The sequence below is a fragment of the Faecalibacterium hominis (ex Afrizal et al. 2022) genome (assembly GCF_049545105.1).
Classification (GTDB): Bacteria; Bacillota; Clostridia; order Oscillospirales; family Ruminococcaceae; genus Faecalibacterium; species Faecalibacterium duncaniae.
The window spans coordinates 487164-512065 of the sequence record NZ_CP186860.1 but is presented as its reverse complement, the minus strand read 5'-3'; the positions used below and the strand labels follow the sequence as shown (position 1 = coordinate 512065).

At 57.5% G+C, this 24902-nt stretch carries 20 protein-coding genes; 15 read left to right on the top strand and 5 right to left on the bottom strand.

Annotation, left to right across the window (positions count from 1 at the left end):
• The first annotated feature begins 45 nt into the window (after positions 1 to 45).
• Both secF and nrdR read left to right on the top strand, forming a co-directional pair.
• Entirely contained in the window at positions 46 to 2391 is a 2346-nt protein-coding gene (gene secF / locus ACKXGA_RS02615) for a protein translocase subunit SecF (protein ID WP_097771947.1), read from the top strand.
• A 48-nt stretch (positions 2392 to 2439) separates the two neighbouring features.
• A complete protein-coding gene (gene nrdR, locus ACKXGA_RS02610) occupies positions 2440 to 2907 on the top strand; it encodes a transcriptional regulator NrdR (RefSeq protein WP_005934334.1) in 468 nt (155 codons plus the stop codon).
• Positions 2908 to 3005: 98 nt separating this feature from the next.
• On the opposite strand, the gene ACKXGA_RS02605 is transcribed toward nrdR, so the two are convergent.
• Together ACKXGA_RS02605 and ACKXGA_RS02600 are read right to left on the bottom strand one after the other, a co-directional pair.
• Positions 3006 to 3374, bottom strand: coding sequence for a DUF4363 family protein (locus tag ACKXGA_RS02605; RefSeq protein WP_117476166.1), 369 nt, complete (start codon positions 3372 to 3374; stop codon positions 3006 to 3008).
• The gene (locus ACKXGA_RS02600) at positions 3371 to 4078 is read right to left on the bottom strand and encodes a DUF421 domain-containing protein (RefSeq protein ID WP_097771156.1); all 708 of its coding nucleotides are present in this window, start codon (positions 4076 to 4078) and stop codon (positions 3371 to 3373) included. The genes ACKXGA_RS02605 and ACKXGA_RS02600 overlap by 4 nt, the downstream gene beginning before the upstream one ends.
• Before the next feature lie 67 nt (positions 4079 to 4145).
• On the opposite strand from ACKXGA_RS02600, the gene ACKXGA_RS02595 reads away from it, so the two are divergent.
• The 3 genes from ACKXGA_RS02595 to ACKXGA_RS02585 are packed head-to-tail and all read left to right on the top strand — an operon-like array spanning position 4146 to position 7413.
• Positions 4146 to 5600, top strand: a complete 1455-nt coding sequence (locus ACKXGA_RS02595; RefSeq protein ID WP_423730020.1) for a spore germination protein — start codon at positions 4146 to 4148, stop codon at positions 5598 to 5600.
• A 2-nt stretch (positions 5601 to 5602) separates the two neighbouring features.
• Entirely contained in the window at positions 5603 to 6427 is an 825-nt protein-coding gene (locus ACKXGA_RS02590) for a hypothetical protein (protein WP_117504128.1), read from the top strand.
• Positions 6424 to 7413: a hypothetical protein gene (locus ACKXGA_RS02585; protein WP_117504127.1), complete on the top strand. Its 990-nt coding sequence runs from the start codon at positions 6424 to 6426 to the stop codon at positions 7411 to 7413. The genes ACKXGA_RS02590 and ACKXGA_RS02585 overlap by 4 nt, the downstream gene beginning before the upstream one ends.
• Here the strand turns inward: ACKXGA_RS02585 and ACKXGA_RS02580 are convergent.
• From ACKXGA_RS02580 to ACKXGA_RS02570, 3 genes are read right to left on the bottom strand one after another with little or no spacing between them, the layout of a single operon-like run.
• Entirely contained in the window at positions 7410 to 8759 is a 1350-nt protein-coding gene (locus ACKXGA_RS02580) for a sensor histidine kinase (protein ID WP_423730019.1), read from the bottom strand. The two genes, ACKXGA_RS02585 and ACKXGA_RS02580, sit on opposite strands and share 4 nt — an antisense overlap.
• Positions 8756 to 9445, bottom strand: coding sequence for a response regulator transcription factor (locus ACKXGA_RS02575; RefSeq protein ID WP_117535309.1), 690 nt, complete (start codon positions 9443 to 9445; stop codon positions 8756 to 8758). The genes ACKXGA_RS02580 and ACKXGA_RS02575 overlap by 4 nt, the downstream gene beginning before the upstream one ends.
• Positions 9442 to 11244 (bottom strand): Na/Pi cotransporter family protein, encoded by a 1803-nt coding sequence (locus tag ACKXGA_RS02570; RefSeq protein ID WP_423730018.1) that lies wholly within the window; start codon positions 11242 to 11244, stop codon positions 9442 to 9444. Before ACKXGA_RS02570 ends, ACKXGA_RS02575 begins: the two co-directional genes overlap by 4 nt.
• 328 nt (positions 11245 to 11572) lie before the next feature.
• Here ACKXGA_RS02570 and hprK point away from each other — a divergent pair, with 328 nt between their 5' ends.
• The 10 genes from hprK (at position 11573) to ACKXGA_RS02520 (ending at position 24878) form a co-directional block, all read left to right on the top strand.
• Positions 11573 to 12508: an HPr(Ser) kinase/phosphatase gene (hprK, locus tag ACKXGA_RS02565; RefSeq protein WP_097771149.1), complete on the top strand. Its 936-nt coding sequence runs from the start codon at positions 11573 to 11575 to the stop codon at positions 12506 to 12508.
• 27 nt (positions 12509 to 12535) lie between these two features.
• Complete coding sequence (murB, locus tag ACKXGA_RS02560) at positions 12536 to 13474, top strand: UDP-N-acetylmuramate dehydrogenase (RefSeq protein ID WP_423730017.1); 939 nt, start codon at positions 12536 to 12538, stop codon at positions 13472 to 13474.
• Between the two features lie 13 nt (positions 13475 to 13487).
• Positions 13488 to 14351 (top strand): RNase adapter RapZ, encoded by an 864-nt coding sequence (gene rapZ / locus ACKXGA_RS02555; protein ID WP_097771147.1) that lies wholly within the window; start codon positions 13488 to 13490, stop codon positions 14349 to 14351.
• Positions 14352 to 14387: 36 nt separating this feature from the next.
• A complete protein-coding gene (whiA, locus tag ACKXGA_RS02550) occupies positions 14388 to 15332 on the top strand; it encodes a DNA-binding protein WhiA (RefSeq protein ID WP_423730016.1) in 945 nt (314 codons plus the stop codon).
• Entirely contained in the window at positions 15329 to 18844 is a 3516-nt protein-coding gene (locus ACKXGA_RS02545) for a DNA polymerase III subunit alpha (protein ID WP_423730015.1), read from the top strand. The genes whiA and ACKXGA_RS02545 overlap by 4 nt, the downstream gene beginning before the upstream one ends.
• A 238-nt stretch (positions 18845 to 19082) precedes the next feature.
• Positions 19083 to 20057 carry a 6-phosphofructokinase gene (gene pfkA, locus ACKXGA_RS02540; RefSeq protein WP_097771144.1) on the top strand — a complete coding sequence of 325 codons (975 nt, stop codon included), beginning with the start codon at positions 19083 to 19085 and terminating at the stop codon, positions 20055 to 20057.
• Positions 20058 to 20328: 271 nt separating this feature from the next.
• Positions 20329 to 21282: a ketopantoate reductase family protein gene (locus ACKXGA_RS02535; RefSeq protein WP_117476176.1), complete on the top strand. Its 954-nt coding sequence runs from the start codon at positions 20329 to 20331 to the stop codon at positions 21280 to 21282.
• A gap of 126 nt (positions 21283 to 21408) precedes the next feature.
• Positions 21409 to 23406 (top strand): NAD-dependent DNA ligase LigA, encoded by a 1998-nt coding sequence (ligA, locus tag ACKXGA_RS02530; protein ID WP_117476177.1) that lies wholly within the window; start codon positions 21409 to 21411, stop codon positions 23404 to 23406.
• A 96-nt stretch (positions 23407 to 23502) separates the two neighbouring features.
• Entirely contained in the window at positions 23503 to 24423 is a 921-nt protein-coding gene (locus ACKXGA_RS02525; RefSeq protein WP_242990299.1) for an ATPase, T2SS/T4P/T4SS family, read from the top strand.
• A complete protein-coding gene (locus tag ACKXGA_RS02520) occupies positions 24420 to 24878 on the top strand; it encodes a hypothetical protein (RefSeq protein ID WP_117535387.1) in 459 nt (152 codons plus the stop codon). The genes ACKXGA_RS02525 and ACKXGA_RS02520 overlap by 4 nt, the downstream gene beginning before the upstream one ends.
• The last annotated feature ends 24 nt before the right edge of the window (positions 24879 to 24902 follow it).

Below are 24902 nucleotides of genomic sequence, written 5' to 3'. Positions count from 1 at the left end.
CTGCGCGGCGGAGGTTTATTATATTTTGGAGGTTTCCTGTTTTTTATGAAGACGAAAGGCAAAGCATGGCAGCTTGTTGTCACAGTGCTCCTGATCGCCGCGTTTGTCTACACGGCATTCTTTGGTGTGGCAGTCAAGTACGGTGATGTGACCAAGACCTACATCAAGGGAGCGCAGGATATCCGCTTTGGCGTGGATATCAAGGGCGGTGTCAACGTAACGTTTGCCCCCTCGGACAACTACGATGCCACCGATGATCAGCTGGACGCTGCCCAGCTGGTCATTGAGAATCGTCTGGTCGGCCTGAACGTGACCGACTACGAGCTGTATGTGGATTATGACTCCGACCGCCTGATCCTGGAGTTTCCGTGGCAGTCCGGTGAGACCGATTTTGACCCCGAAGCCGCCATTGAAGAGATCGGTAGCACCGCCTACCTGACCTTCCGCAAGGGGAGCAGTGCAGACGGCGAACTGATCCTGGACGGTTCCATGGTCGAGAGCGCCGCTGCTCAGTACGGCCCGGTGAGCGGCAGTACATCCGAATATTATGTGGCCCTCAAGTTCAACGACGAGGGTGCCAAGGCCTTCGGGGATGCCACCACGGAGCTCTACCAGAGCAGTGGAACCATCAGCATCTGGCTGGATGATCAGAACGTGAGCACGGCAACGGTCAATGCGGCCATCACCGATGGTGCCGCCATCATCACCAGTTCCGCGTCCAATCCCTTCACGCAGGAGGACGTGGTCAAGATGGCCCGCCAGATCAATTCCGGTGCACTGCCTTTTGCCCTGACTGTGGACAGCTATTCCACCGTCAGCCCCAGCCTGGGCGAGAACAGCCTGAGCGCCATGGTGCTGGCCGGTCTCATTGCCTATGCCCTCATCGTGGTGCTGATGACGCTGCTGTATCGTCTGCCTGGCTTCCTGGCCTGTATTGCACTGGCCGGTCAGGTGGCGGCAACGCTGGCTTTCGTCTCCGGCTATTTCCCGGTGTTTGAGAGCTTTACCCTGACTCTGCCCGGCATCGCGGGTATCATCCTGGCCATTGGTATGGGCGTGGATGCCAATGTCATCACCGCCGAGCGCATCAAGGAGGAGCTGAACAACGGCAAATCTCTGGATGGCGCGCTTAAGAGCGGCTTTGCCCGCGGCCTGACCCCCATCATTGATGGCAACGTGACCATCGTCATTGTGGCGATCGTGCTGATGGGCGCCTTCGGCCCCTCGGACGGCCTGTTCGCCAAGGCCCTGCACTTCGTGTTCTTCGCCTTTGGGCCCTCCACCGCAGGCACCATCTACGCCTTTGGCTACACGCTGCTGACCGGCGTTCTGCTGAACTTTGTGTTCGGCGTGTTTGCCACCCGTGTGATGATCCGCGGTGCAGCCTCCATCAAGGCCCTGCGGAATCCCTGGCTCTATGGTGCTGTCAAGCCCGGCAAGGAAGTCAAGGAAAAGAAGCCCATCGACTTTGTGGGCCTGCGCAAGCGCTTCCTGACCATCTCCACCTGCCTGATGGCGGCCATCATCCTGTGTGCTGCAGTGTTCGGTGTCCGGCTGGATACGGAGTTTACGGGCGGTGCCATGATCACCCTGAGCTATCAGGGTGAGATCAGCACCTCCGAAGTTCAGAAGACCGCCTCCACCGCACTGGAAAACAACGGCCTGACCCTGCAGACCGGCGAGAATGTCGCCACCGGGGAGCAGACCCTGAAGATTTCCATGCCCGGCAACGAGACCGTGACCACCGATCAGGTGGAGAATCTGCTGACCTCCCTGAACGAACAGTACCCGGACAATGCCTTTGCCCAGCTGTCCCTGAGCAATGTCAGCGCTGCCATGGGCACCAAGTTCCTGCAGAAGAGTCTGGTGGCTGTGGTGTTCTCCCTGCTGCTCATCCTGCTGTATATCGGCTTCCGTTTCAAGAAGATCGGCGGCTTGACCGGTGGCCTGATGGCTGTGCTGGCCCTGTTGAACGACCTGATGGTGGTGTTTGGCACCTTTGTGCTGCTGCGAACCCCGCTGGACGGCAACTTTATTGCCGCCATGCTGACCATTCTGGGCTACTCGATCAACGATACGGTTGTGGTCTATGACCGCATCCGCGAGAACCGTGCCCTGATGGGGAAAAAGACCCCGTTCGAGGAGCTGGTCAACCACTCGGTCAACCAGTCTGCCCGCCGTACCATAATCACTACGGTGACCACTGTAATGGCACTGGGTGTGATGTGCGTGGTCTCCAAGCTGTACGGTCTGGACAGCATCTTTACCTTTGCCTTCCCGCTGATGATGGGTATGCTGAGCGGCGTGTATACCTCGCTCTGTGTTTCCACCTCCGCCTGGGTGCTGTGGAACGACCGCAAGAGCAAAAAGGCTGAAACCAAAAAAGCCTGACCGTGTTTTGCCCGACAGGCCAAGAACCAACATCAGGAGGAACGATTTATGAAATGTCCCTATTGCGGCGATGAGGAATCCAAGGTCATCGATTCCCGCCCGACCGAAGACGGTGAGCGGATCCGCCGCCGCCGCGAGTGTCTGCGCTGCCGCATGCGGTTTACGACCTATGAAGTGGTGGAGACCGTCCCGCTGATCGTCATCAAAAAGGATAACTCCCGTGAGCCTTTTGATCGTCAGAAGCTGCTTAACGCAATGCTGCGGGCCTGCGCCAAGCGCCCGGTGAGCTACGACGCACTGGAACGGGCTGTCAGCAGCATTGAGCAAAGCCTGATGAGCTCCTATGACCGCGAGGTATCCAGTGTACGCATTGGTGAGCTGACCATGCAGGAGCTGAAAAAGATCGATGAAGTGGCCTATGTCCGCTTTGCTTCGGTTTACCAGCAGTTTGCCGATGTCGAGAGCTTTTTCACGGAGCTGAAAAAACTGATGGGCGACCGCAAAGAGAAAAACTAAGGTTCCAGCGTTAAAAGCCAGACTTTTTCGTGAACTTCACGAGAAAGCCTGGCTTTTTGTTGTGCTCACCTCAACTGTTCAGCTCAGTACAAATACCCTCAAAGAATACGATGAGAGAGCCAGGCCAGGGTCTCTACCTGAACCTGCGCCCGGCGCAGTTCCCCGAAGGCTTCCTCGGGTGCATTCAGTTCCAGATGGCCATCGGCGGCGCGCAGGGCGGCTTCCAGCTCCGTGAAGTCCTGCGTGCGGAGCAGGTGGTTCATGCCTTCCCGCATGGTGTCGCAGAGCTCGGCTCCTTCGGCCAGTGCCTGCCGCGCACCGGTCAGATCGCTGTTCCGGATATCCTCCATGGCGGTGTCGATGTCTTCGGAGATATCCTCGGCGAATTGCTGTACCCGGAAGCTGCTGTAAAAGGCTGCCGCCAGCAGCAGGGCTACGATGCCAATGCAGACGTAAATACGTTTCATGCCGCACCCCCTTGCCGGAGCCCCGCCGTTTGACGAGGCTCCTTTTTCAGCAGAAAATAATCCTCGGTATCGTTGCCCGCCAGGATCAGGATCTCTTCCAGAAGCAGGCTGTTGGCCTGTGCGGTGCGTTCCAGCCAGGCGGCATCCTTGCCGCAGGTGGTCAGGTTTTCGGCAAGCACCTGCCCGTCCAGCACAAAGGGGATGGTGGCCTGTGCCCGCTGTACCCTTGCCCCAAGGTCGGCGAGGGTGGCCGGTTCCTTTTCCGGGCGCAGAGCCACCGAGAGACTGCCGTTGGTCTCCACGACCGCATAGGAGACATCCCGGGGGTCGAACACATCTTTGCCGCGCAGCGCCTCCATCAGATCGGCGGCAGTCAGTCGCAGGGTGCGCAGGGCGTTCTGATCGATCTTACCATTCAGGATGACGGTTTTGGGCCGCCCGGACATCAGGTTGAAAAAGCGCTGGCTCCTGAAGCTGAGGATCGACCCAAGAAGCTCCAGCGCCGCAATGAGAAAGAGGGGAATCAGGCTGGCTGTGACCGGCACTTCTTCAGATTCAATGGAGATGGAAGCAAGATTGGAGATGAGGATGGTAGATACCAGTTCCTCAGGCTGCAGTTCCCCCAGCTGACGTTTGCCCATCAGCCGCATGGCAAACAGGACGCAGAGATAGATCAGGATGGTACGGAAGATCAAGAGTTTCAAACCGGAACACCTCCCAGCGTATAACCGCCGCCCCGGCGGACAAGCTACCAGAAAGGGGGGCGGCAAAATGGAACAGCTTTCCAGCCATCTGGCGGAAAACCTTGCGGAGCTCAACGCTAGGTTTGGCCGATCGGCAGATTTTTATGCGAAGGAGCTTGAGCTTTACCACTGCAAAGGAGCCATCGTTCTGTTTGATGGAATGGCCAGCCTGAAAGGGCTGTGGCAGCTGCTGCTGGATGCCGCCAGCCGCCGCACACCGCCCGGCCCGGCAGAACAGCTGACCGGGGAACAGGTGTTTGCACTGTTGTTTGAGCACTCCGCACTGCCTGCAGAGCCTGCCCCTGTGGAGGACTGGGATGCCCTGATCCGGCGGATGACGGCGGGCATGGCAGTGCTTTTGCTGGACGGATGCGCAAAAGGTATCGCCTTTTCGGTGCAGAGCCTGAACGCCCGCTCGGTGGATGAACCGGCAGGGGAGGGAAATCTCCGCGGCTCCCGGGAAGGCTTTGCGGATCTGCTCCGGGTGAATACCAGCCTGCTGCGGCGGTGCTTCCGCAATGATGCTCTGGTCATTGAGATCGATCAAGCCGATTGTGAGATGAAAACGGAGTATGCTCTTTGTTACTGCCGGGATACGGCAGACCCAAAAGCGGTGCAAAAGGTGCGGCAGACTTTACAGCGGGCCAGGCCGCAGCTGCTTTTGGATTCCAGCTACTTTGTGCCATGGCTCTTTCCCTGTAAGATCCGCACGTTTGCCCCCGTGCGCTATACTGAACGGCCTATTGTGGCAGCGGCAAAGCTTCGGGAGGGGAAATTCGTCATTCTGGTCAATGGCAGTCCCTCAGCGCTGATCCTGCCCACCCTGTTCTGCGAAAACTTCGAATGTCTGGATGACTATGCGGGAACGGCCTATTTTGCATCCTTTCTGCGGGTGCTGAAATATATCTCGTTCTACCTGAGCATTTTCCTGCCGGGCGTGTTCGTCTGCTGGGCGGTCTACCTGCCAGAACTCCTGCCGCCCCAGCTGCTGTTCAAAATCGAGGCCGCCGAGCAGGCAACGCCGCTGCCGCTGTTTGGGGAAATGCTTCTGGTGATCCTGATGCTGGAGATCATTCGGGAGGCTGGCCTGCGGATGCCCCAGACCCTGGGGCACTCTGTCAGCCTGATCGCTGCCCTCATCATCGGGGATGCCGCCATCGCTGCCGGACTGATGAGCACACCGGTCATCCTGACCGCCGCTGCCGCGTCCATTGCGGTGTTTGTCACGCCCTCGCTTTACGAGGTGGCGACTGTTCTGCGGCTGGTGGTGCTGCTGGCAGCAGGGGTGGCTGGCCCGGTGGGACTTGCCGCCTGCGCACTGGGCGTGTTATTTGGGCTGACCCGGGTCTCGGCGCTGGGTGTGCCCTACCTGCGGGATGCCGTATTTCCCGAGGTGCCGCTCTCGCCGGACGGTGTGACCCGGCGCAGCTACCCAAAACTTTCCTGGCGGCCCTTTACCATTTGGCAAAAACGAGGTGGTTGAAGTTGGAACGATCCTGTTTCTCTGAAAAAACACTGACCCTGAGTGTGCTCACAGCAGAGTTCGCTCTGTGCGTGTTACAGACGGGTGCGCCTGTAACAGCCCGCAGTTTTCTGCTGCGCGGCCTGCCCATGACACTGGCGCTGGTTCTGATCACCGCCCTGACAGCCGGGGCAGAGCAGCGTGCAGACAGTTTTTGGGGTACAGACTTGCGTTCCCGGGTAGTCTGCGGAGGGCTGGGACTCTGGTTTGTCTGGGAGGCTGTGGAGACCTTCCGTCAGGCGCAGGAGCTTTGCTGGGAGAATTTTTCTTCCATGGCCATGCTGGGGCTTCTCCCGCTGCTGCTCTGGGCAGGATGGAAGCTGGAACCTTCGGTACTGGTCCGCTGTGCGCCGATCCTGTGCTGGGCGGCGGCGCTGGCGGGTTTGCTCTGCCTGCTGGGGCTGGATGGCCAGTTCCACTGGGAAAGTCTGATGATGCAAGCTGATGCTCAACCGATTATCCTGCCTCTGTATCCGGAATACTTCGCCCTACCGCTGTTCTGCCCGGCAAAGCAGGTGCGGTGCGCTGTCTGGCTTCCGGTGAAAGCTTTTATACTGGCTGGCAGCTTTGTGCTCTGCACGGAACTGGTGTTTGGGGCGGGGAATGCCCTGCCCGGCATCGAGCTTTTGCGGGCGGGCAGGCTGGGCAGCATCTCTCGGTTTGATGCCCTTGTGCTGCTGGTCTGGTTGGCAGCGGCAATGTTCCGGTTCTGCGTGCTGGTGCAGGTGGTGCGTCAATTGGCCGGGCGGCTGTGGGGCAGGGCTACACCTGCGGAGGAGAACGCATGACGGGCCAGCAGCGTGCCCTCCGGTGGCTGGCGGCAGGGGTACTGGTGCTCTGGTGCGGGGGATTTTTGCGGGCAGAGAACACCGAAAAAAGCATGGTGCGTGCCTTGATTCTTACCCCGCCCACGGTGGCGGTGCAGAGTTGGATGGTGAGCCTGCTCTACCAGTTTCCGGAAGCCGCTGCCGATGCTTCTGATGCCGCCGCAAAGGTACAGCTCTGCACGGGGCGGGGAAACACCCTGCAAACGGCTCTGACGGAAGCCGAGCGTGGCCTGCCCCGTAAAGCAAGCTACCGGCTGTGCGAGTATCTGCTTTTGAATGCCGGAACAACTTTAAGAACCATTCGACAGGCAGAGACTGTGTTGAAAGAGGAGCCGGTGCAGGGCTTATCTGCCCGGGTCCTCTGCATGGATCTTTCCGGAGAAGAACTGGCCGCAGCAGACGGAGAAAACGAACTGTTCCCGGAACAGCTTTTGCAGGCCGTGAAGGAAGCCGCACCGCAGGCTCCGCACCTATACGAGAGCCGCCGGAACGCTCTTTTGGCTCCGGTGCTTATCCTGACGGATGGTGCCATTGAGAATGCGGAGGAAATGCTTCTGCTCACCGAAACAGGGAACACCCGGCTCACCCCGGCAGAGAGCCAGATGGCACAATTGCTGCTGGGTCAGAGCGGAGAACACACTTTTCCGCTGGGGAGCGGGCAGGGGACGTTCCGGCGCTGTGTGGTATCGGTGGAAGCTGTAGAAGATGGCTTTGCCGTGACCCTGACCGGCCAGCGCAGGGCGGGCACAGCTCTGCCCACAGCAGCACAGTGTGCGGCGCTGGAGCAACTCTGCGTGCAGACCGTTCAGCGCTGCTGGGAAAACGGGTACGATCTGCTTTCTCTGGGTGCAGTCCGGGCGCTGAAACAGGGAACAGGGCGAGAAGCGCTGACTACAAAAAACGCCTGCCCGCAGGTGCAGGCAGACGTGAGCTTTTTGCAGTTTTAGTGGGCGGTCTCAAAAACGACGGTGATGGTGGTGCCAACGTTCACTTCGCTTTCCAACTTGATGCGGGCGTTGTGGATGCGGGCAATGTGCTTGACAATAGCCAGCCCCAGACCGGTGCCGCCGGTGGCCTTGCTCCGGCTCTTATCCACCCGGTAGAAGCGTTCGAATACGCTGGACTGCGCGTCTTTCGGGATACCGATGCCGTTATCCTTGACGGTCAGGGTACAATGGCCGTCCCGGGTGCAGGAGGTGATGAGCTGGACCTTGCCGCCGGGTCGATTGTAGCGGATGGCGTTGTCGCACAGGTTCTGGCACAGCTCATCCAGCTGATCCCGGTTGCCAAGCACTCTGGCACTTTCGCCCAGATAGGTCAGGGAGATGAAGGAGCGCTGCGCGTTCAGTTTCTGACGTTCCACACAATCCTTGGCTACGTCCAGCAGATCGACCGTTTCCATGTCGGGTTGGGCATGGATCTCGCTGACGCTATCCAGATGTGACAGCTGCAGGATATCGTTCACCAGCTGGATCATCCGGCTGGCTTCTACATGGATCTTCCGGCCAAATTCGGGCACATCGGCAGGTTTGGCAATGCCGGTCTCAATGAGTTCCGCATAGCCGGAAATACTGGTCAGCGGCGTTTTCAGCTCGTGGCTGACGTTTGCCGTGAAATCCTGCCGCATCTTCTCGTTGTTTTCCCGCAGCAGCCGGTCAGAGTGGATGCTCTCAGCAAAGGGGATAAGTTCCCGGTAGGGAACGTTTTCCTGAATGTGCTCAAGATCATCCGTCATTTTCAGAATGGGCTGGACAAGACTGCGGGTCAGCAGCCCGGCGATCAGCGCTGCGGCACCCATCATCAGGATGCAGCTCAGGATGATGGCGGGCAGGGCCGCGTCGTAGATCGACCAGATGGTCTCGGAATCCTGGGCCACACGCAGGATATCGCCGCCGGGCAGCAGCATGGCGTAATAGTAGGTCTCGTACCCCATGGTCTGGGAATCGCGGCAGTTACGGCCTACACCCTCCCGCATGGCCTGTTGGATCTCCGGGCGGGACAGATGGTTTTCCATCTGCTGGTCAGTGGCGGATTCAAACACCACACTGCCATCTGCTGCGATCAGGGTAATGCGCAGGTCTCCGTTGACGAACACAGAGAGCTGATCCGGAGAGGAAAGCTGCTCGTATCCGGCGGAAACCAGATCAGCCTGATGCTCCAGCGAGGTCCACGCCTGTTCCCGGAACGCTTTGTGAAAGACGAAGAGACAGAGCACGGCGGTGCAGACCAGACCGACGAAGCCCATGAAAAACAGCCGGTAACTGATTTTTTCTTCCATGCTCTGCGGTTTCATTCTTCCTCGCCCTCCTCACTGTCGGCCAGCTTGTAGCCGACCTTGCGCACGGTGCAGATATATCTGCCCGCGTCCCCCAGCTTTTTGCGCAGGGTGCGGATGTGCATATCCACGGTACGGCTTTCAACAGAAATATCGGTGCCCCATACCACCTGCAGAATGGTCTCGCGGGTCACAACAAGGTTCGTGTTCTCCAGCAGCAGGCGCAGCAGACTGTATTCCTTGTAAGTCAGATCAATATGGGTGCCGTTCACAGTCACGCTGTGGCGGGCGTTGTCCAGCAGGATCTCATGGAAGGCATAAACATTCTGCTTTTCCTCGGGGGCAGAGCGGCGCAGGGCGGCCCGCACCCGGCTCAGAAATTCCATGATGCCAAAGGGCTTGGTGATGTAATCATCTGCACCGCAGTCCAACCCGCGCACGGTATCCAGCTCGCTGGATTTTGCTGTGACCATGATGATGGGCAGGCGGCGCAGAGCAGGGGTATTGCGGAGCTTTTTCAGGATGGAGAAACCGTCCTCACCGGGCAGCATCACATCCAGAATGACCAGCTCAGGCTCTGCGGCGCGCATGGCCTGCCAGAAAGGCTCAGAGGTTTCAAAGCTCTGTACCTCGTATCCGCTGGATTGCAGTGCATATTGCTCCAGCTCGCGGATGGCGGCATCGTCTTCTACAATGTAGATCATTTGTTGGGTTCCTCCTTTGCGTCTGCGGGTGCAGTATCGCTGTCAGGGAAGAGATAACGCTCACGGTAACGATCCAGACGGCGCTGGAACTGTTCGCTTTCCTTGGTCTCGTTGCCGTAGCGCAGGTCGTTCAGATAAGCGTGGGTATCAAAACTGTCCTGTGCCACCTCGATCTGGGCAACAGCCACATTGCTGCAGTGGTCGCAGACACGCTCGTAGTTGGTCAGAAGATCTTCCAGAACAAAACCATACTCAATGGAACAGCTGCCGGTCTGCAGGCGGGCCACATGGCGGGCCTTGATGGCACGCACCAGTTCATCCACAACGGTCTCCAGCGGCTCGACCTTGCCGGCCATGTGCAGGTCACCCTTGCGGAATGCGTCGGTGGTGCGGCTCAGCACATCCTGCACGGCCCCCTCCAGCACCTGCAGCTCCTCCTGTGCATCCTTGGAAAACGCAATGCTTTTGGCGTGGATCTCTTCGGCGGAGCTCAGAACATTTACAGAGTGATCGCTGATGCGTTCAAAATCGCTGATGGTGTGGAGCAGAGTGTTCACACTCTGGCTGTCGGCATGGCTCATTTCACGGCTGGACAGCTTGACGAGATAGGTGCCCAGTGCATCCTCATATTTGTCCACCTTTTCCTCTTCCTCCCGCACCTTCTGGGCAAGGGAATCGTCCCACTTGTGGGTCAGGCTCATGGCCTGCACCACGCCCACACGGGCCAGCTCGGCCATGTCGGCAGTGGCGGCGCGGGCACGCTCCACAGCCACGGCGGGAGTGTTCAGCAGGCGCTCATCCAGCAGAGCAAAGCTCTCTTTTTCAGCATCGTCCGGAATGGTGAGAATGGCCAGCTTTTCCAGCCCATTTGCAAAGGGCAGCAGAACAGCGGTGGCCGTCAGGTTGAAGATGGAGTGAACCACGGCAATGCCCCAGGCAGTGACTGTCTCATTGACAAAGGCAAAGTCAAGCAGCAGGTTTGCACCATAGAAAATAGCCAGGAACAGGGTAACACCGATGATGTTGAAGTACAGATGCACCATGGCGGCGCGGCGGGCATTCTTGTTGGCACCCACAGAGGAGATCAGCGCGGTGACGCAGGTGCCGATGTTCTGGCCCATGATGATGGGGATGGCACTGCCGTAGGTGATGACACCGGTGGCACTCAGTGCCTGCAGGATACCAACGCTGGCACTGGAGCTCTGGATGATGCCGGTGACAACGGCCCCCACCAGAACGCCCAGCAGAGGATTGGAGAAGCGGATAAACAAGCTGGTGAACCACGCCTCGTTCTGCAGGGGAAGCACAGCATTGGACATGGTGGTCATACCGGTCATCAGAACAGCAAAGCCGATCAGAATGGTGCCGATGCCCTTGCGCTTCTCGTTTTTACCCATGTACAGAAGGATGCCGATAAAGGCCAGCACCGGGCTGAAAGAGGTGGGTTTGAGCATATTGATCAGGAAGCTGTCGCCCTGCAGGCCGGAAAGGCTCAGGATCCAGCTGGTGACCGTGGTGCCCACATTGCTGCCCATGATAACGCCGATGGCCTGATGCAGCTCCATGATGCCGCTGTTGACAAAGCCGACCACCATAACGGTGGTGGCGCTGGAGCTCTGGATCACGGCGGTGACGCACAGACCCAGGAAAAAGCCCTTGAGCGGGTTGTCAGTCAGTTTGCTCAGGATCTTTTGCAGCTGGCCGCCGGCCTGCTTTTCCAGCGCCTTGCCCATGATGTCCATACCGAACAGGAACAAGGCCAGGCCGCCCAGCAGGGAAAATACATTAAAAACAGTCATTTGAGGTTCCTCGCTTTGTTTGACACGTTTATTTGACGGAATGTTCTCCTATTTATGAGTATAGAGCCTGAATGTAAAATCGGAAATCCAGAGAATGTAAAAAGCGTGTAAAGTGAATGACTGTTTCCCAGTGCAGGGATGTACCATCTCTATTATAAATGGATATGAGGGAGGATGCAACGGGATGCAGGCTCCGGAATGAAGATTTTCCGGCAGAATCATTGTAATCCGAAACCATCTCGTTTATAATAGGGGAAAGAAAAAGCGTGCCCCGCAGCCGGTGTGCTGCCGGGCAGGGAGAGGAAACATTTGTGCAGGAGGAAGAACGATGGCGAATTTCAATGTTTCGCTGAAGAAGCTGACGGAAAAGGTCAGTCTGGATGTGGTCTACACCCCGAAAGGGCTGGAAGAGATCAATGTCGAGATTGCGGAGGTCAACCGCCCGGGCCTGTTCCTTGCCGGATACTATGATTACTTTGACAAGCTCCGGCTGCAGATCCTGGGTCTGGCCGAGATGAACTTCCTTTCCGGTCTTTCTGCCGAGAAGCGGTACGAGCGGCTGGACCAGCTGTTCAGCCAGCAGCCTCCGGCTGTCATCGTCTGCCGCAGTGAGGAACTGGAACCATTTCCCGAGATGCTGGAACTGGCTCAGAAGCACGGGGTGGCCCTGCTCCGCTCCAACGAGATGACCTGCACCCTGATGGGCAGTCTGATCAGCGTGCTGAATCTGGAGCTGGCACCCCGCATCACCCGCCACGGCGTGCTGGTGGAGGTGTATGGTGAAGGGATCCTGATCCTGGGCGACAGCGGCATCGGCAAGAGTGAGCTGGCCATTGAGCTGGTCAAGCGCGGCCACCGTCTGGTGGCGGACGACGCGGTGGAGCTGCGCAAGGTCTCTAACCGCCAGATCATGGGCACGGCCCCGGAGAACATCCGCCATTTTATCGAGCTGCGCGGCATCGGCATCGTCAATGTGGCCCGTGTGTTCGGCGTGGGTGCGGTCAAGGAGAGCGAGAGCCTGGACCTTGTGGTCCAGCTGGAAGCATGGGACCCCACCAAGAACTATCAGCGCACCGGACTGGAGAGCGAATATTACGAGATCCTGGGTGTGAACATCCCCAGCACCAGCATCCCGGTCTCCCCGGGACGCAACCTGGCCGTTGTGCTGGAAACCGCCGCCATCAACAACCGCCAGAAGCGGATGGGCTATAATGCCGCCAAGGAGCTGCTGATCCGTCTGGGTCTGGACGGCACCGTTGAATGAAGATTACAGATAAAGGAATCCTGTTTTATGGAACGATTGAAACAACAGCTGCAGGCGGAGGAGATCCGCTTTGTCGAGAACGAGCCTCTTTCCGCCCACTGCACCTTTAAAATTGGCGGCCCGGCGGATGTTTTTGCCCGGCCGGAGACGGAGGAACAGCTCTGCCGCGTGATCACACTGTGCAAAGTGTGCGATGTGAAATATTACCTGCTGGGCAACGGCAGCAACATCCTGTTTGAGGATGCGGGCTACCGGGGCGTAGTCGTGGATACCACGGCTCTGAAAATGGGAATCGGTTTTCTGGAAAACGTCAGCCATCCGGGCGCAGAGCCGGGGGCGGTCTACGATGCAGTCATCGCAGGTGCGGGCTTGAAGCTTTCTGCTCTGTGTAAGGCGGCGCTGGACAGCAGCCTGACCGGCCTGGAATTTGCTTATGGCATCCCCGGCACAGTGGGCGGTGCAGTTTATATGAATGCCGGTGCCTACGGCGGAGAGATGAAGGATGTGCTGGTCTCTGTGACGTATCTGACCAGAGAAGGCGAGATCGTGACAGAAGATGCCGCAAACCTCGACCTCTCCTACCGGCACAGCATCTTTGAGGAAAACGGCGGCTGCATCCTGAGTGCAAAGTTCCACCTGAAGCATGGAGATTCGGCATCCATCAAGGCCCGGATGGATGAGCTGATGCAGAAACGCATCGATAAACAGCCACTGGATAAGCCCAGCGCCGGCAGCACCTTCAAGCGGCCGGTGGGAGCGTTTGCGGCTGCCCTCATCGACCAGTGCGGCCTGCGGGGCTATCGTCACGGCGGTGCTGCCGTCAGCGAGAAGCACTGCGGCTTTGTAGTGAATCTGGGCGGCGCGACCTGCGCCGATGTGCTGGCCCTGTGCGATGAGGTGCGGGCAGTCGTAAAGGAAAAGACCGGGTACGACCTGGAAAAGGAAATTCGAGTGGTCAAGGCATAAGAGGGAAAATGGTATGGATCTTCTGATCGTCAGCGGGCTTTCCGGTGCGGGAAAATCGGTTGCGATGAACGCACTGGAGGATATTGGCTTTTTTTGTATCGACAATGTTCCGGCAGAGCTTCTGCCCAGCATCACAGCGTTCTCCAAGGCGGGCGATAACCAGCTCAAGCGGGTAGCGCTCTCCATGGATGTGCGCGGCTGCCACACCAGCGAGCAGATCGAACAGGCGCTGCACCAGCTGGATGAGCAGGGCATCGAGTACGAGATCTTATTCATCGATGCCCCGGATGATGTGCTGATGCGCCGTTACAGTGAGACCCGCCGCCGCCATCCCATCAGCATTGCCGAGGGCATTTCCACCCGGGAAGCGCTGGCAAAGGAACGACAGATCCTGCAGCCCTTCCGGGAACGGGCAGACTACACCATCAACACGGAGTTTCTCTCCACGGCCCAGAACAAGGAGCGCATTTGTAATCTGTTTGCGCCAGATGGCGGGGCAAAGGCAGCAATGCGGCTCACCGTGATGTCCTTCGGTTTCAAGTTCGGCATCCCAGAGGATGCGAACCTGGTGCTGGATGTCCGCTGCCTGCCCAACCCTTTCTATATCCCGGAGCTCAAGCATAAAACGGGGCTGGATGAGGAAGTGGTGGATTTTGTCATGGGTCACCCGGAGGCAAAGGAACTGCTGCGCCGGTACGAAGGTTTTCTGGAGTATGCTCTGCCCCTCTATGTCAAGGAGGGTAAAAGCCAGCTGACCATTGCGGTGGGCTGCACGGGCGGCAAGCACCGCTCGATCACCTTTGCGCGGAAAATCGCGGAATATTGCAAACAACTGGGCTATCAGACCGGCATTCAGCACCGTGATGCGGCGCGCTGACCCGGCAGAGCCCGTGAGAACAGAAATGAGAGTGACATGAGTTTTGCATCCCAGGCACGGGAAGAGATCGCACAGCGCAGTTTGCAGCTGCAAAAGGATTGCTGTGTGCGGGCGGCAGCCTATGGCATCGCCTGCTTTGCCAAATATTTTGATGCACGGGGCCTTGTGCTGCAGACTGAGCAGGAATTGACTGCCCGTGTGGCCGAACAGCTGTTTGCCCGCTGCGGCGTGCAGGGTACGGTGCTGGAAAAGCCCCGCCCCAGCGGTGTGGTATATGAGTTCGGCATCCGGGAACCGGAGCAGGTGCGCCGGATGCACGAGCTGTTCGGCACCACTGGCAGCGAGACGAGCTTGCAGATCGATCCGGGGCTCATCCGGTGCCAGACCTGCGTGAGTGCCTATATCAGCACGGCGTTTCTGTGCGGCGGCACTGTGACGGACCCACAAAAGGAGTATAATCTGGAATTTCTGACCGGACGCACCAACCTTGCAAAGGATTTTGAGGCCCTGCTTGCTGAGCATGAATTTGCGCCCCACCGTACCCGCCGCAACGGCGTAAACCTGATTTACGTCAAAAGCAGCGCCAGCGTGGAGCGCATCCTTGCGTTTATGGGAGCGGCAGAAGCTTCAGCCCGGATGAATGCCCAGAAGGCAGTCAAGCAGCTGCGCAACCAGATCAACCGTCAGACCAATTGTGATACCGCAAATCTGGGCAAAACGGCCCGGGCCAATGCCCAGACCACCCGTGCAATCCGTTTTTTGCAGGAGCAGGGTGCGCTGGAAACACTGCCCGAGGTCTTGCAGCAGGCCGCGGCCATGCGAATGGAAAATCCGGACTTGTCCCTGACAGCTCTGTGTGCCTGCTTTGACCCGCCCGTGAGCAAATCGGGGCTTTCGCACCGGCTGAAGAAGCTGGAAGCGCTGGCAGAAGATCTGCGCAGACGATTGGAAGAAAACGCGGAAAAGGAGGAAACGAAATGATCGAACCCAGTGAGGGCAATAAGCAGGGAAGAGACTTCGTCCACCTCCATATCCATACAGAATACAGTCTGCTGGACGGTGCCTGCCGCATTGACCAGCTGATGGATCGGGTGAAGGAGTGCGGTCAGACTGCCATTGCCTGTACCGACCACGGTGTGATGTACGGCTGTGTGCAGTTTTACAAGGCGGCCAAAAAGGCAGGTATCAAGCCCATCATCGGCTGTGAGGTCTATGTGGCCACCCGCACCCGCTTTGATAAGGTGAACAAGATCGATGGCAACAATCATCTGATCCTGCTGTGCAAGAACGAGACGGGCTATAAAAACCTTGCCAAGCTGGTCTCTGCCGCCTTTATCGAGGGCTTCTACTCCAAGCCGCGTGTGGATAAGCAGCTGCTGGAGCAATACCACGAAGGCCTCATCTGCCTGTCTGCCTGCCTGGCGGGTGAGATCCCGCAGGCGATCCTGTCCGGCGATTACGAGCGCGCTAAGGCATCTGCCTTGTGGTATCGCGACCTCTTTGGTGAGGGCAATTACTACATTGAATTGCAGGATCACGGGCTGGAAGAGGATAACATTGTGCTGCCTCAGCTCATCAAGCTGGCACGGGAGACCGGCATCCCCATGGCAGCCACCAACGACTCCCACTACCTGCGCAAGGAGGATGCCAAGATGCAGGCGATCCTGCTCTGCATTCAGACCGGAAAAACCATGCAGGATGCCGACCGTATGGAGTTCCAGACCGACGAATTCTACGTTAAAACAACGGATGAGATGTACGATCTGTTTGCCATGGTGCCGGAGGCCTGTGCCAACACACAGATCATTGCCGACCAGTGCAATTTTGATTTTGAGTTTGGCAACACCAAAATTCCGTATTATAAGGCCCCCGGCGGCATGGACAACCAGGCGTTCTTTGAAAAGCTCTGCTGGGAGGGTCTGGAGCGCCGCTACGGTTCCGATGTGCCGCAGGCCAACAAAGACCGCCTGAACTACGAGATCAGTGTCATCAGGACGATGGGCTATACCAACTATTACCTCATCGTCTGGGATTACGTTAACTATGCCAAGAGCCAGGGGATCCCGGTGGGCCCGGGCCGTGGCTCCGGTGCGGGCAGTATCGCAGCATACAGCGTGGGCATCACTGACATTGACCCCATCCGCTATAACCTGATCTTTGAGCGCTTCCTGAACCCGGAACGTGTCAGTATGCCCGATTTCGACGTGGACTTCTGCTACGAGCGCCGCCAGGAAGTGATCGACTACGTCAACCGCAAGTATGGCGCTGACCATGTAGCCCAGATCGTTACCTTTGGCACCATGGCTGCCCGCAATGCGATCCGCGATGTGGGCCGTGTGATGGGAATGCCGTATCAGGAAGTGGATGTAGTAGCAAAGCAGGTCCCGGCAGAGCTCAAAATGACCATCAAACATGCGTTGGAGGTCTCACCGGAGCTCAGGCGGATGTATGAAACGGACCCGAAGGTGACGGAACTGCTCGACACTGCCATGAAGGTGGAGGGAATGCCCCGCCACGCTTCTACCCATGCAGCCGGTGTTGTGATTACCCCGGAACCAACGGATTATTATCTGCCCCTTGCCACCAACGATGGCTTGCCCGTGACCCAGTTCAACATGACGGAGATCGAGGAGCTGGGCCTGCTGAAGATGGACTTCCTCGGTCTGCGCACCCTGACAGTCATCCGGGATGCGGAGCTGGCCATCCGGAAAAAAGAACCGAATTTTTCCATCGCCAAGCTGGATTATGACGACCCCGAGACCTACAAAATGCTCTCCCGGGGTGAGACAGAAGGCGTGTTCCAGCTCGAATCCTCGGGTATGAAGCAGGTGCTGGTGGGTCTGCAGCCGCAGAATTTGGAAGATGTCATCGCTCTGATCAGCCTGTACCGCCCCGGCCCGATGGATTCCATCCCGACCTACCTGCGCAACCGCCATGAACCGGACAAAATCAGCTATAAGACCCCGCAGCTGGCCCACATTCTGGATGTGACCAATGGCTGCATCGTCTATCAGGAACAGGTCATGCAGATCTTCCGGGAGCTGGCAGGCTTTTCGTTCGGGCAGGCAGATAATGTCCGCCGTGCCATGAGCAAGAAGAAACACGCTGTGATGGAGGCGGAGCGGGAACATTTTGTCCATGGCTGCACAGACCCCGGCAACGAGTGCCCGGGCTGTGTGGCAAACGGCATCTCGGAAAAGGTTGCAAACGAAATCTACGATGAGATGTCCAGCTTTGCGTCCTACGCATTCAACAAGAGTCATGCCGCCTGTTATGCCTATGTGGCATTCCAGACAGCCTACCTCAAGTGCCATTACCCCAGCGAGTTTATGGCTGCGCTGCTGACCAGCGTCCTGGACAACACCGGCAAGGTCATTGAGTATTCCGGCGAGTGCGCCCGGCTGGGGATCAAGGTCCTGCCGCCGGATATCAATATCTCGGGCAGCGGCTTTACTGCAGAGGACAGTGGCCGGATCCGGTTTGGTCTGAACGCTGTAAAAAATGTCGGCACCCGGCTGATCGAGCGCTCCGTAGAGGAGCGGCAGGAAAAGCCTTATACCAGCCTGTACGATTTCTGCAAACGGATGCATGGCGCCGAGCTGAACCGCCGCACTGTGGAAAGCCTCATCAAGGCCGGTGCCTTTGATAATCTCGGCTCCAATCGCCGCAGTCTGGTCGAAGCAACTGAGGGCGTGCTCAAGAGCATCGAGAGTGACAGCCGGAAGAATCTGGATGGTCAGATCGACCTCTTCTCGATGATGAGCGGCACGGACAATACGTCTGCCGCCGACAGCTATGAGATCAAGCCCTGCCCTGAGTATACCCACGCCGAGCTACTCCAACAGGAGAAAGAGGTCAGCGGCCTGTACCTTTCCGGTCATCCGCTGGATGCCTACCGGGAGCAGTCGGCTCAGTTTGCCACCCACACCATCAAAGCTCTGACCGGTGAGGATGCCAATGTGCCGGACAATAGCCATGTCCGTATCGTCTGCACCATTGTCAAAAGCAAAATGGTGACGACAAAGACCAACAGTATGATGGCCTATACCAGCGTAGAGGATCTGACCGGCACCATGGAGGTCATCGTGTTCCCGCGTACACTGGAAACATTCCGGGACGTGCTGCACGATAACGCGGTCGTGGTCATTGAGGGCCGCCTGTCTATCCGAGAGGATGAACCTGCCCGCCTGGTCGCCGAGAGTATTTCGCCCATTGAGGGCTATAACCCCGTCAGGCCGCAGGCCAACCGCCCCAATCAGATGCGGGATGCTGCCCGGCGGCTCTACGTCCGGCTGCCCTCCCGCACCAGCCCGGAGTACGCCAAGGTGGTCAATCTGCTGGAGATTTTTGACGGTGATATGCCGGTGATCTTCTATCTGGAGGACACAAAACAGAAGCTGGCGGCTCCCCGCAGGCTGTATACGTCAGGTCATCCGCTTTTCTTTGAGGAACTGCAGCGCATCGTGGGTGAAAAGAATATTGCAACAAAATGACATGCACAGGAACGATTCAAACCGGGTGCACGTGTGCCAAAAACAACACCAAGACGTACGCCTGTGAATTTTAATAAACTTTTAACGAAGTGCCAAAAAGGTATTGGATTCAAGCGGGAACTGTGTTATAATGTCTAAAGGCAAGTTATGATCTGAGCAAGGCGATGGAGCTGGTGCCCAAAGAGAGAGGGTTAGTGCTCCATAGGTAAATGACGAAACAATTGGAGGGAATCTTTCCATGGAAAAGCAAATCAAAACGATTGGTGTGCTGACCAGCGGCGGCGACGCTCCGGGTATGAATGCTGCAGTTCGCGCCGTTGTCCGTGCAGGCCTGCACAAGGGCTTCCGTATGATCGGCATTCAGCGCGGCTACAATGGCCTGCTGGACGGCGAGTGCTTTGAAATGAACCTGCGCAGCGTTTCCAATATCATCTCTGCCGGTGGCACCATTCTGTATACGGCCCGTTGCCTGGAGTTCAAGACCAAGGAGGGGCAGGACAAGGGCGCTGCAAAGTGCCGTGAGCTGGGCATTGACGCGCTGGTGGTCATCGGCGGCGACGGCTCCTACCGCGGTGCCCGTGAGCTGGCACACCGCGGCATTCCGATGATCGGTCTGCCCGGTACCATCGATAATGATATCGCCTGCACCGATTACACCATCGGCTACGATACTGCAATGAACACCGCCCTGGAAATGATCGACAAGCTGCGCGATACCACCCAGAGCCATGACCGCTGCAGCGTGGTCGAGGTCATGGGCCGCAATGCGGGTTACATCGCTCTGAACGTTGCCATTGCCTCCGGTGCCATGGCTGTGCTGCTGCCCGAAAAGGAATTCGATATGCAGCACGACATTCTGGATAAGATCACCGAGACGCAGCGCACCGGTAAGCGCCACTTCATTGTCATCGTTGCCGAGGGCATTGGTCACTCTCAGGAGATCGCCAACGAGATCCAGGCCCGCACCGGCATCGATACCCGTGCTACCATTCTGGGCCATGTCCAGCGCGGTGGCTCTCCCACTCTGCGCGACCGCGTGAATGCTTCCGCAATGGGCTATCACGCTGTCTGCCTGCTGGAACAGGGCAAGTACAACCGCATCGTTGGTATGAAGGGTGAGCACCTCGTGGATTACCCCGTAGATGAGGCGCTTGAAATGACCAAGACGCTGGACCCCGTGCTCATTGATGTTTGTAACACGATTTCTATCTGAGAATTAATCGTTGATGGACGTGTCTATGTTTTATAACGCGTAAAATCAGCCCCCGGAGAGCCGTAAAAAGTTCTCCGGGGGCTTTGTGTCCCGCTTTACAGCACTTTGGCACCATCTGCGGTCAATTTGAAGGTTGCGCCCAGCATATCCGCTGCCCCGCGGCATATCAGCATCCGCGTGCAAAAGTGGTTTCGCAGTTTTATCCATCTTCCCAGCAAATCGAATTCGTGCTACAATAGATTCGGACAAATCAAAGAGGGGGGAACGTAACATGAAAATACAATCTGTTGCTATTTTGGGCGCTGGAGCGGTGGGCTCTTACATCATCTGGGGGCTTTCTAAAAAGGATAATATCCGTCTGGGTGTGATCGCGGAAGGCGACCGTGCCCAGCGGCTGAAGGAAAGCGGCTGCGCCATCAATGGAGCAGTTTACCGCCCGGAGGTCTGGACCCCGCAGGAAGCGCAGGGCGTAGACCTGTTGGTCGTTGCACTGAAATATGGCTCACTGCCCGGAGCTCTGGAAAGCATCAAGACCGCTGTCGGCAGCAATACCGTTGTGATGAGTCTGATGAACGGTGTGGACAGCGAAGAGCTGATCGCCGCACAGGTAGGTGCAGAGCATCTGCTGTATTCCTTCATCAAAGTTGCATCACATAAGGAAGCAGACGGTTACCATTTTGACCCGGATGCAACACTGGGCGTGATCTATGGTGAGCTGTCGGCACCGTATGAGAGTGAACGTGTCCAGGCGGTGCGGGAACTGTTCACGGATTCCTGGGTCAACTTCCGGGTTACGGAGCATATCCAGGAAGAGATGTGGAGCAAGTTCCGGCTGAACGTCTGCAACAATCTGCCGCAGGCGATTCTTGGAGCCGGTGTGGGCTGCTACCGTGACAGCGTCCACATGAAAGCCATCAGCGATGGCCTGCGCCGGGAACTGGAAGCCATTGCAACTGCACGGGGCATTGATCTGCGCATTGCAGATGCCGTCAGCCACGGATGCGCTGTTCCTGCCACGGCCCGTTATTCCACTCTGCAGGATCTGGATGCCGGACGGCATACAGAGATCGATATGTTCTCGGGAGCGCTGATGCGGATGGGAAAGGAGCTTGGGATTCCCACGCCGTATAACGAATACACCTACCACATGATCAAGGCCATGGAAGAGAAAAATGACGGCCTGTTCGATTATGATGGCACGGAGGAACCCACCTGGGCAAAATAAAGCGACTGCCTTGTCAGGATTCGGCGCGTCCTCTCCCAGGTCACCGGAAGCACTTTTGGCTGTATTTTGTTTTTGAAATATGGTATAATTATCGTATTGGTATTGGGAAAAGGAGAGTAAACGAACGTGGAACTGGAACAGGCACGCAAACGCGCGGAAGAGCTGCGCGTGATCATTGAAAGGAACAACCGTTTATACTATGATCAGGATGCCCCGGAGCTGGAGGATTTTGAATATGACGCTTTGACCCGGGAGCTGAAAGCACTGGAGGCAGAATTCCCGCAGCTGGTCACTGCGAATTCTCCGACCCAGAAAGTGGGCGGCACCCCCAGCGGGCGCTTTTCCAAGGTGACGCATGCTGTAAAGATGGAAAGCCTGCTGGATGCGTTTTCCTACGACGAATTGCGCGATTTTGACCGCCGGGTGCGGGAAGCTGGAATCGAGCCGGAATATGTCGTCGAGATCAAGATCGACGGCCTTTCCTGCAGCCTGGAATATGAGAACGGCGTACTTGTGCGTGCTTCCACCCGCGGCGACGGCGTGGTGGGTGAAGATGTGACAGCCAATGTCAAGGCCATCAAGCGTATTCCAAAGACTTTGAAAAATGCCCCGGAATATCTGGAAGTGCGCGGCGAGGTCTACATGCCGCACGATGCCTTCCAGCACCTCTGTGCGGAACAGGAATTACAGGGGGCGGCACCATTCAAAAATCCGCGCAATGCTGCTGCAGGGTCTCTGCGTCAGAAGGATTCCAAGATCACCGGCAGCCGGGGGTTGTCCATCTTCGTATTCAACGTCCAGCAGGTGCGGGGCAGGGAGCTGACCAGCCATGCCGAAAGCCTCGATTACCTCAAGAGTCTGGGCCTGCCGGTCTCCCCGCGTTATCATATCGTGCATGATATCGAGGATGCCATTGCAGAGATCGAGCAGATCGGCCAGAACCGTGCCGCACTGGATTTTGATATGGACGGTGCCGTGATCAAGGTGAACAACTTTGCACAGCGGGAACTGCTGGGCTCCACCAACAAATTCCCGCGCTGGGCCATTGCGTTCAAGTATCCGCCCGAGGTCAAGGAGACCACATTGCGCAGTATTGAAGTCGGCGTGGGACGCACCGGCGTTCTGACTCCCACTGCCTGCTTTGACCCGGTGTTTCTGGCAGGTACCACGGTTTCCCGTGCCACCCTTCATAATGAAGATTTTATCCGTCAACTGGGTCTGTGTATCGGAGATACCATTCAGGTGCGCAAAGCGGGTGATATCATCCCGGAGGTCATCGGTGTGACCCGCCACGAACCGGATGCTCAGCCCTACCAGATGCCGGAATTCTGCCCCTCCTGCGGTGCCCCAGCAGTGCACCTGGAAGATGAAGCCGCATTGCGCTGTGTCAACCCGGAATGCCCTGCACAGGCACTCCGCAATATCATCCACTTTGCATCCCGGGATGCCATGGACATCGACGGTCTGGGTACTATGGTCGCCACGCAGCTGGTGGATAAAGGGCTGGTACACTCTGCGGCAGATCTCTATGACTTGACAATAGAGCAGCTGCTCACACTGGAAAAGTTCAAGGAAAAGAGCGCAAACAATCTGCTGCTGGCGATCGAAGCTTCCAAGCAGAACAATCTGGATAAGCTGGTGTTTGCGTTTGGAATCCGCAATATCGGCGATAAAGCCGCCGCATTGCTGGCAGAGCATTTTGGCTCTCTGCAGGCCATCCGGGAAGCAACCGAGGAGCAGATCGGCGAGATTGATGGCTTTGGCGGTGTGATGGCCCAGAGCGTGACTGAATTCTTTGCCAAGGATGGCACTACCGATCTGGTGCACCGTCTGGCCGATGCCGGTGTGAACATGCAGTGGAAGGGGGAGCCCAAGGGCGATAAGCTCACCGGGAAAACGCTGGTTGTGACCGGAACGCTGGAAACACTCTCTCGCAGTGAAGCGGAGGCGCTCATCGTAAAGAATGGCGGCAAAGCCAGCGGTTCTGTTTCCAAAAAAACAGCTTATGTGGTGGCTGGTGCCGCCGCAGGTTCCAAGCTGACCAAAGCACAGGCACTGGGTGTGCCTGTGCTGACCGAAGCAGAGTTCCTTGCTATGATCGCAGAGGATAAGTCCCAGCAATAATCAGAAAACCTGTTCTAAAAAGCCCGTACAGTTTGGATGCTGTGCGGGCTTTTCTGTGTCCTGCGGGTTCTAACCTCCGGGCCGGTGCATACATTGATGGCAAAGGACACGGAAGGAGAACAGAAGATGGACGAGTATTATCAGGTGGTGCAGACACTGCCCCAATGGCTGGCAAGGCCGCTGGGGCAGCTCCCATCAGAAGACGCAGAGACTGTACATGAGCTGCGGCTCCGGCTGGGCTGTGCTCCACAGTTTACGGTGCAGGGGTGCAGCTGCACACCGACACAGCTGGCACCTGAACTGAACGCACTGCAAACGATGCAGCTGACCCCGTTGCAGATGGAAGAGATCCTGTTCACCCTCTGCGGCGGTTCAGTCCATACCCATCAGACAGAGATCGCACAGGGCTATGTCACACTGGAAAATGGATGTCGGGCAGGGCTTGGCGGGCGTTTTTTGCAAAACCCGGAACAGGGCACGGTTCTGCAGGAGCTCACCTCTGTCAACCTGCGCATTGCCCGGGAAAAGACCGTTCCGCTTCCACAGGAACTGACCGCAGCATTGCGGGGGCATTTCATCGGGATGCTTCTTGTAGGAGAGCCAGGCAGCGGCAAGACCACATTGCTGCGCAGTATTGCCCGGGAGCTCGTCCGGCAGCAGAAGATCCTTTCGGTCATTGATGAACGGCGGGAGCTCTTTGCCGGGAATGCGCCCGGCGAGGCGCTGGATGTTCTTGCCGGGCTCCCCAAGGGACAAGCAGTGCAGATGGCATTGCGCAGCCTTTCGCCACAGGTGATCCTGCTGGATGAGCTGGGAGGTCTGGATGAGGTCACAGCGCTGGAGCAGGGCCTGTTCAGCGGGGTGGATTTTATCGCCACCCTTCATGCTGCCACACCTGAAGAGGCGACCATGCGCCCACAGGTGAAATATCTGATGGAGCGCGGCGCGGTGCGGGTGCTCGTCTGGCTGACCGGCAGACAAGCACCCGGCTGCATCGGGGAGGTGCAGTTTCTATGAGCCCTCTGCGCTGGTTGAGTGTCTGCTGTTTTGTCGTCTGCGGCTGGTGCGCAGGCGACAGCTTTCATCAGCAGGCGCAGGCGCATCTGGAAGCCCTGCACAAAACGCTGGATCTGCTGGAAACGCTGCATCAGGAAATCAGCTTCCGCCGCAGTGACCTGAATCTTCTCTGCCGGAAGTTGATACAGGATGGGCAGCTTCCACCAGAAACGGTTTCGTTACAAACGCTGGAGCCCTTTCCCTCCCTGACCTTAGAAGAATGCACCCGCTTTTCAGAATGTTTTTCAGGCCTGGGGCGATTGGAAGCGGAGCAGGAGTGCAGACGGCTTGAATTGTATCAGGCACAGTTTCAGGCAGCCTTGCAGGAAGGTGAAGCTGCGGCCCGAACGCAGTCGATGCTTTCGCACAAGCTGGGCCTGGCCGCCGGGCTTGCAGCTGCCATTCTGCTGGGATGAATCAGCTCAAAAGGAGAGGACGCG